The organism is Pseudomonas marincola (genome assembly GCF_900682675.2).
Classification (GTDB): Bacteria; Pseudomonadota; Gammaproteobacteria; order Pseudomonadales; family Pseudomonadaceae; genus Aquipseudomonas; species Aquipseudomonas marincola.
In genome coordinates, this window is the sequence record NZ_LR215729.2 from 3,668,625 (window position 1) to 3,684,007 (window position 15,383).

Genomic DNA, 15,383 nt, shown 5'->3' on the forward strand with positions numbered 1-15,383 from the left:
CCGGCATGTAATCGAGCGGGATTGCATAGAATAAAAAATTGTCATCCTGCTATTTAAAATGGTTAGCAAAAGTCAGCCGATTAATAGGCGCTGAAGCTACGCGCATCAACAGCTAATCTGAACCATCGAAAGATGGTATGAGGCACGTTTACGAGTATTGATAAATAAATAACTTATTAAACCTCAAACAAAATCTTCATCAACCTCGTCAATACCGAAGTGTTGCAAGAAGGTTTTACCTTTGGCATAGGCTTTACGGGCTTGAGCGCTTTGCTCTAATAGTTCAGCACTGGGTTTAGCATGCTGCTCGGGGGGCAATGGTTTCGACCATTCGATGACAGACTTTGGGTAAGCCGCTTTGGGGCGGTTACTGATCCAGTTGGAGATGTAGCACGGCAGCGTCCAGCCACTGAAAAACTGCAACAGTACAAAGCCGAAAAAGTAGGCCAGCCAGGAATGGTTTTCACGATAAGTTTTGCGGCAAAAATAGAAGAACGGCACTGTGCCTTCTTCAAACATTTCATCGGATTCAGTCAGTACGGGTAAGGCAGAAAGCCCTTCTTCCATATAAACCCTGATAGCCTCCCACTCCGCAACGGCTAAACTCAAACTACCGTGCGGCGCAGTAACCCAAAGCACATCACCACTTTCTGCATCACGCAATCCCAACATCAGAGCAAAGCTATTGGTCGCGCCATACTGAGTAATATTTTGACTGGCGGAAGCACAGACAATCACATTTTCCCACGGGACAAATCGAGGAGCATCCCACTTCTTTAATACAAATGCTACTTCCCGACGCTCTCTATTAAAGCGTATGGGTGGGCGAGTGCCTATTAACCGAATGGCCCTAAAAATCACGAAACAATATAGGCCTACCATAAAGGCAACGAATCCCCAAGCATATGGGTTCAAAAAATGATAAAGCCAAGTACTCCAGAACGGCCTACCCAAATAAGTCCCAGCAAATCCTGTAAATAAAGAAAACAGAAAGAATAAACTAGAGATAAAAACTACCGAGCCAACATAACATCGCACGCCGAACTCAAATATATCCTTCGAAATTGAAAAATCCATATAGGTATTATTAGCATCACCTTGCAGCTTTTTATCACTGAATGCTGGCCCTCCCGTCGGCAAAGGTTTAGGTGAAAAGTAGACCACTTCCACGCCATTCTTTTTCTCAAAATCGCCTGCTTGTGGCAGTCGCTCATATTTACGATCAGCCACGGATTTTATCCCTCTGAAGTTTGAAGGTTTTCAATGGAGAGACTTCTTCTACCGCTGGAAGACCTGTCACCGGAGGGCCCAACTGGGTATCCAGTGGCACGTTGTAGTAAAGGTATAAATCATCGCCATTCAGAGGTTTTGACGCTAAATGAGGCTGTACCGATAAACGAAGTTTGAGTGATGAATGTTGCAAGCACATGTGGAAGGGGACATCTAAGTTTAGAACGAGAGGATTATCACTGACCATGCGCAGACTATTACTGACATCAAGGCCTATATCATCGATGTGGCTGCCCAGATCTTGCTGCCAGCCTGCTGTTAAATAAATAGGTGTGTCTTGCAAGCTGCTTTCACTGATCCCCGGCAGGGTCAAACTGAGCGTTCGCTTAGAGTCGTCAGCTAAATCACTGCTGAAGCCCTTATCGGTGATCACGGGCCGCAATTTAACTTCTGCTAGTTTTTGCGCATGAGTTGGCCAATCCCATTTCTGGTTTTCAAGCCCCCAGCAGCTATGCAGAAACCACTGCTGCTGCTCATCTAGGTGGTAGTAGTTGTAAATAACCTCCCCGCCTAACTGCAGTGCCAGCGAAATCAAACCAGCAGGGTTGGTCCTAGCTGAGTAACGTAAAAAACTTGCTCCACGTGTCGCCCATGCACGGCTCAGCGCTGCTGCTCGTGGGACTAGCGCATCCCTGGATCTTACATCCATAATGAGACCGATGCCTTCAAATGCTGCTTTGCCGAAGTTACTGCCTTGCACAGCGGTATTCCCCACATCGCCTAGCAGGCCCAGTACCGCCCCTGCTTGCTCACCTGCTGAGCCAGTTAGCAAGGCATCGGTCCACTTGCTCCAGTTTCCCCAAAGGATGGCGGTAGCCCCTATAAAGGCTAATGGGGCAATAAAAACTCCATAGCCCAAGCCGACCTTACCGATTTTTACAGAAAATAACTGACCTGCCTGTCCGCTAGATGTAGCCAAGATTGATTTGAACGCCTTATCCAGCAGCCCTAAGTGGCCTGCCTGAATAACAGATAGGAGTGAAGCTGCAGGGCTTCCAATTGCGCCAAAAAAGATAATATCCTGCTTCAGGGTCGGAGCTCCTTTTTGAAATTGCCCCCACCAAGCATCCCAAGCAGCCCCGATATTCGCGCACTGGAAAGTCAACGCGGCCAGCGAAATCCAACTGCTTTTAAAGATTGTTTTTGCGGCCCCTCCTTCACCGTAGCCTCCTTTAGCGCCTAGTTTGAGTTTATCCCTCTCACTGCTCAGATAACCTTGCTGGGCGGCTGTCAGGTTTAATTTAAGCGCGGCGGCACCAGCTCCCACCGTATGTTCCAGATCGACACTGCTATTAATCTTCTGAGTCAATACGTCGCGTTCAGCACGATTTTTGATTAACGCCTGCTCGTGTTCTTGCAGTTCATACTGGGCGGTCAAGCGTTGACTGTCGCTGTATTGACGACGACGGCTACGGGCTATTGCCTGGCTGCTTTGACGCATCAATGCGTCTTCCTCGGCCAGCAATGCCACTAGCCGGCTTATATTGCTATTAAACAGCAGTACATCTGACTCGCTCGCGACCTTTACCGTGAGGTTGTCTTGCCAAATGGCCGCCAGAGTCCCCAAGCGTTGGGCACGATTGGTATAACTCTCACGCTTTTTAAGGTGTTCATGCAGTTGTGGGGTATTGATTTTGGCTTGCGCATCAGCCAGCCAGTTAGTTAGCCCAAGAGCAATACTGGGTACATAGCTCGCGTTAATCAGTTGGCTAATGTTCTGTGCTTGACCACTTAGATTGAGCGTTCGGGTCCAGTGATTGGCCAATACGGTTTCGACGTTTCTAAGCCGCTCAGTGGCGCAGTCAATACCGGTCCACATGCCATTGAAGCCGTCCAATATTTTCTTCAGCCGAACAGCCTTATACGTCAGGTCAGACAGTGTTATGCCGTTATGAAACGTAGGAAGAATAAACTGTGGGTTCTCACTAAAATAATCACCCACACGCTGCAGGCTTTCTTCTGTGCGACACATATCTCGCACGCAATTAAGTTCGGTACTCAGTGCAGCTAACAATTGATCCGAATGATCCGGGTCGAAATACCAAGAACTGCGGTGAAACTCACCTTTGGTGAAGAGCATCGTGCGATCGGCAGTGATGCGATCAAGTCGCTCCGTCCAGCGGCTGAGCTTAAGCCGACCGGCCTCAACGTATTCGATCATTTCCTCGTAACGCACCAAATCATTAATGCCACGCGCGCCCAAGCCATCTCCCTCTAAGGTCGCATGGGTGCTGTCTTGCATGGCTTCAATATCATCCTCCAAATCATCGTAGAGGGAGTCACCGAGAGCCGCCTGCATGGCCTGTTTTTTGTTATCGACGTCTGCCTGCAGGGCCTGCATTTTCGGGCTCCCACCGGTTCCACCGCCCGAAAACCGGGGAGCATATCGCGCCTCTGATATTTCGCCGCTCTGGGATTTCCGAGCATTATTTGCATTGACGTAGTCGTAAATTGACTGGCGCTGCTGGGGCGTAGTTTTCTTCTGGAAGTTGTCACTGGCCCCAGAGCTTTGAACATTCTGATCACTGAGCACAGCCAGCGTTTCGATGTACCGGCCGACCATATATTTGAGCTCAGTGTCATCGGTCCCTCGCCAATCATCAATCCAACCCACTACTGTGTCTTGCTCTTGCGCGAGGTCGCGCAATACGCCGATGTTGTCTTCGAACACTAAGTACAAATGGTCGGTCTGATACGCACCTTGCAGCTGGTTTTTTACTGTGCCCATCTGGGTCTTCTGAAACAGTGTTTGATTCTCCCAAACGTAGTCTTGGCCTTCTCCTACGTTTGCACCTTCAGGTAAAGGCTCGGTACTCGCGGGCTCGGCAACTTCAGCGATCCACTGCTTGGCTTGGCTCTCGGTTAGCAGGTGCGTCGCACCAGTCTCGGGGTCGGCGCGGGACAGATCAACCACCTGCATAAAGTGGTCACGCTCTTCAACGCTGCCGATCATTTGCGAGCATTTTTTAGCCGTCCACTGCACTTCGCTATACGCCACATGCAGACGACTTAGCCGCGGGAACAGCAGAATACTGTCGCCCTCACCGCCCTCACGTTGGTCTTGGCTGGCTTCGGTGCCTTGCCATAACCGTTTGGTAATCGCGCCGCCCATTACGCTGTATTCATGCAGGTAGCCGGTGCTGTTATCGATGATATACAGCCAGCCATCGCGGATAAGGCGCACGCCCAACGGGCGGGACTTCAAGGTATACGGTGGTTTGATTGCACTGCTCGGATCAAGCCGCTCAACCAAGCCGTAGCGCAGGGGCAATAGCTGCACTTTTTCTTTCATTAGCGGGCATTCAGCCATCGCAGACTTGGCATCGTTGGTGCGCGCATCCACATCATTGGGGTTCGTGTTACTCATGCCTGATCTCCTCGCTGCTGGGTGCGCTCGTAGGCGATACGAGCCGCTTGTTCAACGCGCTGTGATGGCGTTGCAGCAGAGGACGACGTGATCAGTTCTGCGATGTCTGGGTGATGTTGCAAGGCGTCATCGCCCAGCAGCGCGAAAATATTGGCGTAACGAAAAATATCGCGCTCGCTGTTGAAGCCGCGCTCATAGGCCTCATCAGCAAGGCCGCGCAGATGCTGCCAACGCTCAATCCTTGTTAGAGCGGTGCAGTACGCGGGGAAATGTGCATGCAAATGCTTATCGAGATTGATCAGCACATTGCGAAAGCTCACCTCGCTGAGCAACTCCATTTGCGCTTCACTCAACGCATAGGGTTTGTCGTAGACGGGCGCCAAGGCCTCACTGGGCCGTTGATGCTGATTCCACAGGCGGGTGACCGGATCAAACATTACCACCAGTTCAATCACCCCAAAAAAACGCAGATCACAGCGGCTGACGGCATCGGCAAACAGCGTATTCGCTACTGCGGGGTCAGCATGACGTAAAAAAACAGTGCTCCCTAGTGGATGCTTAACCGTTAACAGCCAACGTAAATGTTGTATCAACGTGGTTTTATCCGCATGGCTGAATATCAGATAGCCCCATTCATCCTCGAGGTTCTCGAAATAGGCTTGCATGGCCGCCTCATAAGGGCTGTTCAGGCGAATCAGGCACGGGGAAATGTCATGCAGCCCGGCAAGGCGCGTTTTTAAATAGAGAATCTCGATATCTGGGTCTGGGTACCAGGTATAGAGCTTGCCCAGAATGTCCGGGACACTGACTCCGTCCAAAAACAGGTAGGCTCCGCCCTGCCAAGGCAACGCCTGCGGAAGAGCAGGAAACTCACTCATTGCCATGCCCTTTCGTGCTGTGTGCAATTGCACCCATAGCGCAACTAGGCAGTTGTTTTGCTGAGCGGGATGAGAGGGGGAAGACAACTGAGATGCGCACTGTGCAGGCGCAGGAAATCACGTTTAAGGAACTGCTGATGTTCATCGGAGTAGAACCTCTGAAGCTGCGCTGGAGCAGACTCAATATTTCAGTTCTGGCGAAAATATCAGCGATGCCTCGTGGCTATATGTAGGGCATTTCGGAACTAAGATATTGGCGCCGATAAAGCGCACCCTTTTTGCTCCATAACCTACACAAAGTTTTGGGTCAGTAACGCTTAGGGGATTGATACATCTGCCTAGCTTGGCGCTGGGCCGGCAAAGCGCCCACAAGAAAAAAGGGAGACCTTACGGCCTCCCCTCGGGAAATGTTGTCCTGTATTGGCAGTTTTGGTGCCTTTTCCTCGCCCGCCTGGTTGGGCAGTGCGGACCCGGCTGCCGTAACGACCCGGTGGGATCGGCGGCTACCGCTCACCTGATTGGGTGAGCCGGGGTGGACATGCTGTCCGGGCCTTGAAACTGAGGTAAATAATACGTGCAGGCGTGCGGCAGATGATTGCGAATATTGCTCAAATAAAGCCTGCTTGCGCAATTTTTAACTAATAGCGCATTATTATCTGCACGAAGTTAATGAAAACGAGCCAATCATGAACAAACTTGATCGTTACGACCTGAATATCCTTGCCGAATTGCAGCGCGATGCAACGTTATCCAATCAGGATCTGGCCGAACGCATCGGCTTATCCCCATCACCTTGCTCACGGCGGGTTAAGCAACTGGAGGATGACGGCTATATCGTCGGTCAGGTTGCCCTGCTCGACCGGCAGAAACTCGGCCTGAGCCTCACCGCATATGTGCTGATCGGCATGGACCGGCACACACCGGAACGCTTCGAGCACTTTCAGGAAGTGATCCGTAACTGTCCGGAAGTGCTGGAATGCAGCCTGGTAACGGGCATGGATGCCGACTATCAACTCAAAGTTGTGGTCCCAGACATGGACCACTATCAGAAACTACTACTCGGCACGCTGACCCGTATTGATGGCGTTTCCAGCGTGCGCTCAAGCTTTGTCCTGCAACAGGTGCTTTCCAGCACCCAATTGCCGCTGCAACACCTGCGCAGCTGAGCAAATCCGACTTACCAGCGGGGACTGACCGACGCACGATGCTGACGTATAATCGCCGGCGATTTGCAGCTCGGCATTGCGCCACACGACATAGAGGTCCGTATGGAACCCGAAGTTTTTGAAAGTTGGATGACCACCATTCTGGTCAGCGGCCTGATTTTGTTCATGGCCTTTATCGTCTGGGATCTGGCGAAGAAATCCAAGGCTGGCCGCTTTGGCAGCATGATTCTGTTTCTGGCGTTGGGTTTGGGCGTGCTTGGCTTTGTGATCAAGACGTTCGTGATCGCCGGTATGGAAATCGAAGGCGGCATGTAAGCCTGCCTGCATTCACCCGCCAGCCATTGGCGGGTGAATTCCCTGAAAACGCATTACAGCTTCGGATCAACTTCGCGCCATTGCCCCGGTTGCAGTTCTGCCAACCGCCATGGGCCAATTTGCACCCTGACCAAACGCAGCGTCGGCAATCCCACTGCCGCCGTCATTCGTCGTACCTGACGATTACGCCCCTCGCGAATAATCAACTCCAGCCACGCCGTTGGCACGCTCTTGCGAAAACGCACCGGCGGATTACGCGGCCACAACTCAGGCTCCTCCAACTCGCGTACTTGCGCAGGCAGCGTAGGGCCATCGTTCAGCTCAACGCCATCGGCCAGTCGCTGGATCTGCTCGGCAGTTGGCTCGCCCTCAACCTGCACCCAATAGGTTTTCGCCAACTTGTGTTTAGGGTCGGCGATACGAGCCTGCAACTGCCCGTCATTCGTCAGCAGCAACAAACCTTCACTGTCACGGTCCAACCTCCCTGCGGGATACACGCCGGGCACATCGACAAAGTCCTTGAGGGTAGCGCGGCCCTGATCATCATTGAACTGGGTCAGCACATCAAACGGCTTGTTGAGCAACAACAGGCGCGGCTCTGCCGGCGGCGCCTTGGCCACTCGACGCGGTGCAGACTTGTTGGCTGGACGGCGCGGCGCTTGTGGACGCGAGATACGAGGCATGCAAAAAACTCATCAACAGTACGACATACAAGCCAGTGTAACCGAGGCAGCAGCCACATCATCATGGCAAATGATCAACCTTCACCTGTAGCTGCAAACGACTATGCTGAAACCGATTTGATTAGCCTGAGGACTTTTACCCCATGAGCACACTCGACACATTCACCGGCTGGGCCGCCAAAGCGCCTGGCGCGCCATTGGAGCAATACGAGTACGACCCGGGTCCGCTCGGCGCAGAAGAGGTTGAGATTGCTGTTGAGTACTGCGGTATTTGTCACTCCGATCAATCGATGATCGACAACGAATGGGGCAATGCAAAATATCCATTCGTCCCGGGCCATGAAGCCGTTGGCACTGTGGTTCGTCTTGGTGAGCAGGCGCGCGGCCTGAAGCTAGGCCAGCGGGTTGGGATTGGCTGGCATAAATCCAGCTGCATGCACTGCGCGTCCTGCATGGACGGCGCGCACCAGCTCTGCCCGACCGTTAAACCCACCATCATCGGCGGCAATGGCGGCTTCGCCAACCGCATGCGCGCACATTGGGCCTGGGCAATTGCCCTGCCGGACAACCTCGATCCAAGCCTTGCAGGCCCGCTGTTCTGCGGCGGCTCCACGGTATTTGCACCGCTGCTGGAGCTGGGCGTTAAACCCACCGACAAAGTGGGTGTGGTTGGCATCGGCGGCCTTGGCCATCTGGCTCTGCAATTTCTCAATGCCTGGGGCTGCGAGGTCACGGCGTTTACCTCGTCACTGAACAAGCAGGATGAAGCCAAGCGGCTCGGCGCACACAAGGTTGTTGCCTCGACCGACAGTGCGGCCATGAAAGCAATCACAGCCAGCCTCGATTTTCTGATGATCACCGCCAGTGCCGATCTCGACTGGAACGCACTGATGGCAACGCTGCGCGGCAAGGGTCGTCTGCACTTTGTGGGAATCGTGCCAAGCGCAATCCCGGTGCATGTGTTCAACCTGATTCCGCGCCAACGCAGTATTTCCGGTTCACCGGTCGGCTCGCCTGCGATCATGGCGCAGATGCTTGAGTTCTGCGCCCGCCATCAGATTCTGCCGCAGGTCGAGCACTTCCCCATGAGTGAAACCAACGCCGCCATCCAACACCTGCGCGACGGCAAAGCCCGCTACCGTGTGGTGCTCGACGCCAGCAAGTAAGGTTCAAAGACCCACAACAAGGCGCCGCTCTGGCGCCTTGTACATCCCGGCATCACGCCCATAGATTCGCCTCCCCGACTGAGCAACAGGCAAGAGTCGCCCGCGCCGACTAGACTGCAAATGCGCCAGAGCCGGGAGTTTCGCCCTGACGAGTAGATGGATTTTATTCGGGGTGGGGCGAGATGCGAGAGTTTATGTACGAACTCAACAGCGGGCTGATTGCCGGCATATTGTTTGTTTCAATGGCGCTGGTTATTGAGCTGGGGTACCGACTCGGCCGCAAGATCCAGTCGATGTCAGACGAGCCCTCCAAGGCCCACGTCAATGCCATACAGGGCTCGTTGATCGGGATACTGGCGCTGCTCCTCGGCTTCACCTTTTCCCTGGCATTGCAGCGCTTCGATAATCGCAGCGAAGCGGTGGTCGATGAGGCCAATGCGATTGGCACGGCTTACCTGCGTGCCCACTTGTTGCCCGAGCCTGCGCGCACCGACTCAATCAATAAACTGCAAAGCTACCTGAGCCTGCGCATTCGCACCGGCAATCTCGATTTGGCTAAGCCTTATCAGCGCCGGGCGATGCTGACACAAGCAGCAGACTTGCAAAGCCAGCTGTGGTCGTATGCCCTCAAAGCCGCGCAAGAGCAGCCGAATCCGGTGACTACCGGGCTGTATATTCAGGCGCTCAACGAAATGATCGATTCGTACGGCACACGTGATGCCGCGCTCAATCGCCATGTTCCGGAGATCGTGCTGGGGCTGCTGTACATCACGTTTCTGATGGCGGGGGTTATTGTCGGTTACACGGCGGGAATGTCTGGGCACCGCGCCTCATTTGCGACCTACATCATGGTCGGTTTGATCGTGCTGCTGGTGTTCCTGATCATCGACCTCGACCGGCCTCGGCGCGGCCTGATCCAGGTCGACCATAAGAGTCTGGTCGACCTGGAATCGAGCTTGTATGACCCGAAGACCAGCAGCGATTATCTAAAAACCATGCCCGGCAGCGGCGTGCCGCGCTAACTCAGCGGAACGGCGGCTCATCAAAGCTGCGCAGTTTGCGTGAGTGCAACGAGTTGAGCTGGCTGCGCAGCATGTCCAGAGCCGTAATGCCGATGTGCAAATGCTGGGTCACGGCGCGCTCGTAGAACGCACCCGCCGCGCCGGGCAGTTTGATTTCACTGTGCAGCGGCTTGTCCGATACGCACAACAACGTGCCGTAAGGCACACGCAGTCGATAGCCTTGGGCGGCAATGGTGCCGCTTTCCATGTCTACGGCAATGGCCCGCGCCAGGTTGATTAACGGCCGTTCCTGCGCCCAGCGCAGCTCCCAGTTGCGATCGTCGTACGTCAGAACAGTGCCGGTACGCAGGCGTTTTTTCAGCTCATCGCCGCGCTCGCCTGTCACCACCGCAGCCGCTTCCTGCAATGCCAACTGCACTTCAGCCAAGGCCGGCAGCGGGATGTTCGGCGGCAGCACCCGATCCAGAATCCCGTCGCGACGCATGTAGGCGTGGGCGAGCACGTAATCACCGATGTTCTGCGACTGGCGCAAGCCGCCGCAGTGACCAATCATCAGCCAGCAATGCGGGCGCAATACTGCCAGGTGATCGGTAATGTTCTTGGCGTTGGATGGCCCAACTCCTATATTCACCAGGGTAATGCCATCGCCGTCGCCAGCCAGCAAGTGATAAGCCGGCATCTGATAACGATGCCAGACAACGCCGCCGATAATCGCCTGCATCTCGCCTTCGGACATACCCCGCTCAATCTTCACATTGCCCGGCAGTATCATGTGAGTGAAACGCGAATCGCCGACCAGCATGTCGAGGCCATGACGGATGAACTGATCAACATAGCGGTGGTAGTTGGTCAGCAAAATCCACGGCTGCACGTGGCGCCAGTCACTGCCGGTGTAATGCACCAGACGGCGCAGCGAGAAGTCCACACGGGCGGCGTCGAACAGCGCCAGCGGCATGCTTTCCATGCTTTCCCAGTCGGTCAGGCCGTCGGCATTGTTGTCGGTAGCCGCCGACAGGTCAGTACTCGGAAAGACCCGCGCCAGCTCGGCGGCAGTGACGCCCGAGCCTGCCAGTTCATCGCCCTGCTCGACCACATACGGATAAGGAATATTCTGCTCGCTGATGCCCACCTCAACCCGCAAGGTGTAGTCGTGCATCAGCGGGCGCAGTTGCTCCAACAGGTATTTACGAAACGCTGCCGGGTGCGTAACTGTCACGCTATAAGTGCCAGGCACTTGCACCTTGGCGAAGGCGCGCACGGACGCGGGCACCTCGCCCTGACACAAATACGTCAGGCGCAACTCGGGGTAGCGATACTGACAGTGGTTTTCAGCATCCGGTTTAACCCGATCCTTGAGATACGCTTTTAGCGCCCGGCTCAAACCATGGGTTGCCTGCTGATGCAACTCAGCAAGGCGATCCACCGCCTCTTCGGGACTGCTGACAATGATGAAATCATCTGAACATGGACGCATGGCGATTCTTCCTGACTGAACGTGCAGGCTAATATTGCACCCGAGTGTGGCAGCTAAGCCAGTGCCTCTAATTATTTGACCCGCCGGCAAGCGCCTCTTAGAATCGCGGCCCGCACACTTTTCATCCCAGTACGCACCATGAGCATTTCACTGCGCTTCCCCCCATTAGCACCGACCGCGCTGTTGGCGTGTCCGCGTGCCTGGCCGGCGGATGCCAAGCTCAAACGTCGTCGCAGCGTACTCTTCGCCTTCACCTTCTCGCCTCACACGCTCAGCGCCTGAGCCCGACGCACACCTGCGTATACGCCACACCCAAGGCGTAGCGGCTGCAATTTGCTCACATTTTTACTTTGCGCCGCGCTGCGCAGATTTTTTGATCTTGGCTGGCCCCGGCCATTGAACCGGGGCGGAGAACGTGATGAATCGCTGGTTACTGGTTGTACTTATTTTTGCCGTTTCCGTGGTAGGCCTGAGCATGGGCCTGACATTGCCACTGGTGTCGTTGCGCCTGCTTGAGGCCGGCGCATCGCCCCTGCAAATCGGTATTCTTTCGGCAATGCCGGCGGCGGGGATGATTCTTTCTGCATTCATGGTCGCACCGCTGTGCCGACGCTTCAGTGGCCGCCACCTGTACCTGATGTGCTTCGCCCTCTGCGCAGCCAGTTGCAGCGCCATCGAATGGCTGCCGGACTCGCTGGGCTGGCTCGCAGCCGCCCGTTTGATGCTGGGCGTGGGCATGGGCGTTGCGGTGATTCTGGGCGAGTCCTGGGTCAATGAGCTGTGCGATGAAAACAAGCGCGGCCAGATTGTCGCCCTGTACGCCGCCTGTTTCACCGGCTGCCAGTTGTTTGGCCCAACCCTAATCGGCGTGCTGGGCACACAAAGCCTGTGGCCGATCGCCGTGGTTACCGGGTGCAACCTGCTGGCTCTGTTGGCGGTGTGGCTGTACCTGCCCGCCGACTGGAGTGAGGCCGAACACGAACAAACCAAGACGTTCTCATTGGCGGGCTTCATCAGAGTCGCGCCGGCGCTGTGTACAGGCGTGTTGTTCTTCGCCTTTTTCGACAGTGTGGTGCTCTCGCTGTTTCCGGTTTATGCCAGCAGTCACGGCTATGCCGTCGGCATTGCCGCGTTCATGGTGACCATAATTCTACTCGGCGACATGACGTTTCAGGTGCCACTTGGCTGGCTGTCGGATCGCTGCGAGCGCAGCCATCTGCATCTTGCCTGCGGTGTCATGGCGTTACTGATCGGCTGCGCATTGCCCTGGCTGATTGGCCACCCGAACGTATTGTGGCCGGCACTGGTAATACTCGGCGCGGTGGCTGGCGGGGTTTATACGCTGGCCTTGGTGCGCATCGGCGAGCGCTTCAGCGGGGCCGAACTGGTCACCGCCAACGCAAGTGTCGGCATGCTCTGGGGCGTCGGCAGCCTGATCGGGCCACTGCTCAGCGGCAGCCTGATGGGCCTTGGCCCGCAGGGTTTGCCATTGGCCCTGAGCCTGGCGGCGGCCTTGTTTGTGGTCACGGCCATTGGCAGTAAAAAGACTCTGCGAGTTGCACGCTCGGCCTGACGACTCGAAAGATTAATCGCCTGAAAAGCAAAGAAGCTGACACCTGTCAGCTTCTTTGTCTGCGGCAAGGCTCAGGCGAAATGCGGCGAGCTGCGTGCGACCAGAGCCTCTGCATCCACGCCACGCGGCAAGGTGCCGTAAACGCGACCACCGTCACCCAACCGGCTGGCGATAAAGCCGTCGGAGACTGTCGCATTGCCCGCCTCCAGCAACAATTTGGCCTGCAAGCCTACCGCCACGTCTTCGGTGAGCTGGCGCGCGCGATACTGAATATGGTCGGTGTCCTTGAAGGCGCTGTGCACCTTGGCAATGTGCGCTTTGAGGCGTGCATCGCCGTGACCATCGCCCAATTCGTGGAACAGCGCATCAAGCACGCCCTGCTCCTTGGACAGCGCGCGCAGCACATCCAGACACTGAACATTGCCCGAGCCTTCCCAAATCGAGTTGACCGGAGCTTCGCGGTACAGGCGCGGTAAAATGGTGTCTTCCACATACCCGGCGCCCCCGAGGCATTCTTGCGCCTCGTTGATCATCGCCGGCGCACGTTTACAGATCCAATACTTGCCGATGGCCGTTACCAGCCGGGCAAACTTCTGCTCCTGCGCATCGTTCGGATTATCCAGCGCCTTGCCCATGCGCAGCGTCAGCGCCAGCGCGGCTTCGCTTTCCAGCGCCAGATCGGCCAGCACGTTCTGCATCAGCGGTTGATCAGCCAGCAGCTTGCCGCCTACTTTGCGGTGCGCGCAGTGATGCGCAGCCTGTGTCAGCGCCTGACGCATCAGCGCGCTGGAGCCGATCATGCAATCGAAACGGGTCAGCGAAACCATCTCGATAATGGTCGGAACGCCACGGCCTTCTTCCCCGACCATCCAGGCAAAGGCGCCCCGGTATTCCACTTCGCTGGAGGCGTTGGACCAGTTGCCCAGCTTGTTTTTCAGGCGCTGGATATAGAACTCGTTACGCGTGCCATCCGGGCGATGACGCGGTAGCAGGAAGCAGGTCAGGCCCTTGTCGGTTTGCGCCAGTGTCAGGAACGCATCGCACATCGGCGCCGAACAGAACCACTTGTGTCCAACCAGTTCATACGCCTGACCCGGCCCCGGCGTGCCGACAGGATAGGCGCGCGTGGTGTTGGCGCGCACATCCGTTCCGCCCTGTTTCTCGGTCATGGCCATGCCAATGGTGGCGCCGGTTTTCTGCTCAATCGGCAGGTTACGCGGGTCGTACTGTGTAGACAGGATTTTCGACAGCCAAATGCGCGCAACGTCAGGCTGCAACTGCAGCGCCGGAACGCTTGCGTAGGTCATGGTCAGCGGGCAGCCGCTGCCGGCCTCTGCCTGGCTGTGCAGATAACTCAGGCCCGCGCGGGCAACCTGTGCTCCGTCACGCGGTTCGGTCCACGGCGCAGATGGCAGACCATGCTCAATCGCCGCACTCATCAGTTGATGGTACGAAGGATGAAATTCAACAAGATCGATGCGGTGACCATAACGGTCATGACTTTTGAACACGGGCTTGTTTTCGTTGGCGAGAAAGCCGGCAGCCATCAGTTCGCCACCGGCCAGCGCGCCATAAGCATCCAGCCGGTCGTGCGCCCAACCCGCACCAAAGCGCCGGGTCCACTCTTGTAACGGCAGGTCCACGCGGTACAGATTGGCGCCATCCAACGGTAGCACCTGATTGAACACTTCGTGGGTTTCGGCCTGTAATTCAACGCTCATGATAGGGCTCCTTGGCGCCAACGGCACGCAAACAAAAGGTGACTAAACTGTGGCTCACTTCGGCCAGTTGCAGACTCTGCTGCCCGGCTTCGCGGGCCGAGCGGGCATTCGGTGACAGCGGGCCTACCAGTGATTCGGCAATTGCACCGACCAGGCAGGCGGCTGCCAGAGCGTAATGGCTGACGTCAAAAACGCCCTGCTCCGTGCCTTCGCGCAACAGATCAGTGAATAATTGGGCATAGGCTTCGCGGAAGATCAGACGCTGTTCATCGACCTCTGGCTCGACCGGCTCGGCGATCAGTGCGTACGCCAACTGTCGGCTGCTCCAGGCCCGGGCAGCGAACTGCTCCAAGCCATTAACCAGACGCTCGACCGGTGTGCCGCCGAGGGCGAGTGTCCGGTTGAGCGCGTTGATTTCATGCTGACTGGCGCGGGCAAACAGCTGAGCCGCCAGCTCGCCCTTGCTGCGAAAGTGGCGGTACAAGCTACCGGTAGCAACGCCGGCATCTTCGGCCAGAGCCTGCATGGTCAGCGCGGCAAAGCCACCCTCGGTGACGCGGGTGTGTGCGCACAACATAATGCGCTCACGCAATGCTTGATCGCGGCTGATACGGTGCGCCGTGGTGCGATAGCCCATAATCTGAATCCTGATTCACTTAATGCCAGTGAATCAGGATTCAGAGTAATGAGATAGCGGCATTTGCGCCAAAAGACCCATTATCTGCGCC

General features: G+C 55.8%; 13 protein-coding genes. 6 read left to right on the forward strand and 7 right to left on the reverse strand.

Annotation, left to right across the window (positions count from 1 at the left end; genetic code table 11):
- Nucleotides 1–183: 183 nt before the first annotated feature.
- The 3 genes from PMYSY11_RS21915 to PMYSY11_RS16980 are packed head-to-tail and all read right to left on the reverse strand — an operon-like array spanning nucleotide 184 to nucleotide 5,535.
- Nucleotides 184–1,230, reverse strand: a complete 1,047-nt coding sequence (locus PMYSY11_RS21915; protein ID WP_239655497.1) for a hypothetical protein — start codon at nucleotides 1,228–1,230, stop codon at nucleotides 184–186.
- The gene (locus PMYSY11_RS16975) at nucleotides 1,223–4,657 is read right to left on the reverse strand and encodes a toxin VasX (RefSeq protein WP_150547525.1); all 3,435 of its coding nucleotides are present in this window, start codon (nucleotides 4,655–4,657) and stop codon (nucleotides 1,223–1,225) included. The genes PMYSY11_RS21915 and PMYSY11_RS16975 overlap by 8 nt, the downstream gene beginning before the upstream one ends.
- Complete coding sequence (locus tag PMYSY11_RS16980; protein ID WP_172970632.1) at nucleotides 4,654–5,535, reverse strand: DUF4123 domain-containing protein; 882 nt, start codon at nucleotides 5,533–5,535, stop codon at nucleotides 4,654–4,656. Before PMYSY11_RS16980 ends, PMYSY11_RS16975 begins: the two co-directional genes overlap by 4 nt.
- Nucleotides 5,536–6,221: 686 nt before the next feature.
- Between PMYSY11_RS16980 and PMYSY11_RS16985 the strand changes: the two genes are divergently transcribed.
- Both PMYSY11_RS16985 and PMYSY11_RS16990 read left to right on the forward strand, forming a co-directional pair.
- Nucleotides 6,222–6,701, forward strand: a complete 480-nt coding sequence (locus PMYSY11_RS16985) for an Lrp/AsnC family transcriptional regulator (protein ID WP_069900780.1) — start codon at nucleotides 6,222–6,224, stop codon at nucleotides 6,699–6,701.
- Nucleotides 6,702–6,803: 102 nt separating this feature from the next.
- Complete coding sequence (locus tag PMYSY11_RS16990) at nucleotides 6,804–7,016, forward strand: DUF2788 domain-containing protein (RefSeq protein ID WP_069900779.1); 213 nt, start codon at nucleotides 6,804–6,806, stop codon at nucleotides 7,014–7,016.
- A gap of 53 nt (nucleotides 7,017–7,069) precedes the next feature.
- On the opposite strand, the gene PMYSY11_RS16995 is transcribed toward PMYSY11_RS16990, so the two are convergent.
- Nucleotides 7,070–7,636 carry a pseudouridine synthase gene (locus tag PMYSY11_RS16995; protein ID WP_172970697.1) on the reverse strand — a complete coding sequence of 189 codons (567 nt, stop codon included), beginning with the start codon at nucleotides 7,634–7,636 and terminating at the stop codon, nucleotides 7,070–7,072.
- A gap of 206 nt (nucleotides 7,637–7,842) precedes the next feature.
- Between PMYSY11_RS16995 and ahr the strand changes: the two genes are divergently transcribed.
- Nucleotides 7,843–8,865: an NADPH-dependent aldehyde reductase Ahr gene (gene ahr, locus PMYSY11_RS17000; RefSeq protein WP_150547528.1), complete on the forward strand. Its 1,023-nt coding sequence runs from the start codon at nucleotides 7,843–7,845 to the stop codon at nucleotides 8,863–8,865.
- Nucleotides 8,866–9,059: 194 nt separating this feature from the next.
- On the forward strand, nucleotides 9,060–9,887 hold the full coding sequence (locus tag PMYSY11_RS17005) for a bestrophin-like domain (protein WP_150547529.1): 828 nt from the start codon (nucleotides 9,060–9,062) through the stop codon (nucleotides 9,885–9,887).
- Nucleotide 9,888: 1 nt separating this feature from the next.
- On the opposite strand, the gene amn is transcribed toward PMYSY11_RS17005, so the two are convergent.
- Nucleotides 9,889–11,361, reverse strand: a complete 1,473-nt coding sequence (amn, locus tag PMYSY11_RS17010; RefSeq protein ID WP_150547530.1) for an AMP nucleosidase — start codon at nucleotides 11,359–11,361, stop codon at nucleotides 9,889–9,891.
- A gap of 138 nt (nucleotides 11,362–11,499) precedes the next feature.
- Here amn and PMYSY11_RS17015 point away from each other — a divergent pair, with 138 nt between their 5' ends.
- Nucleotides 11,500–11,643: a hypothetical protein gene (locus PMYSY11_RS17015; RefSeq protein ID WP_170827774.1), complete on the forward strand. Its 144-nt coding sequence runs from the start codon at nucleotides 11,500–11,502 to the stop codon at nucleotides 11,641–11,643.
- A gap of 136 nt (nucleotides 11,644–11,779) precedes the next feature.
- A complete protein-coding gene (locus PMYSY11_RS17020; RefSeq protein WP_150547531.1) occupies nucleotides 11,780–12,934 on the forward strand; it encodes an MFS transporter in 1,155 nt (384 codons plus the stop codon).
- Between the two features lie 71 nt (nucleotides 12,935–13,005).
- On the opposite strand, the gene PMYSY11_RS17025 is transcribed toward PMYSY11_RS17020, so the two are convergent.
- Nucleotides 13,006–14,655, reverse strand: a complete 1,650-nt coding sequence (locus PMYSY11_RS17025) for an acyl-CoA dehydrogenase family protein (protein WP_150547532.1) — start codon at nucleotides 14,653–14,655, stop codon at nucleotides 13,006–13,008.
- The gene (locus PMYSY11_RS17030) at nucleotides 14,645–15,292 is read right to left on the reverse strand and encodes a TetR/AcrR family transcriptional regulator (protein ID WP_150547533.1); all 648 of its coding nucleotides are present in this window, start codon (nucleotides 15,290–15,292) and stop codon (nucleotides 14,645–14,647) included. The genes PMYSY11_RS17025 and PMYSY11_RS17030 overlap by 11 nt, the downstream gene beginning before the upstream one ends.
- Between the last annotated feature and the right edge of the window lie 91 nt (nucleotides 15,293–15,383).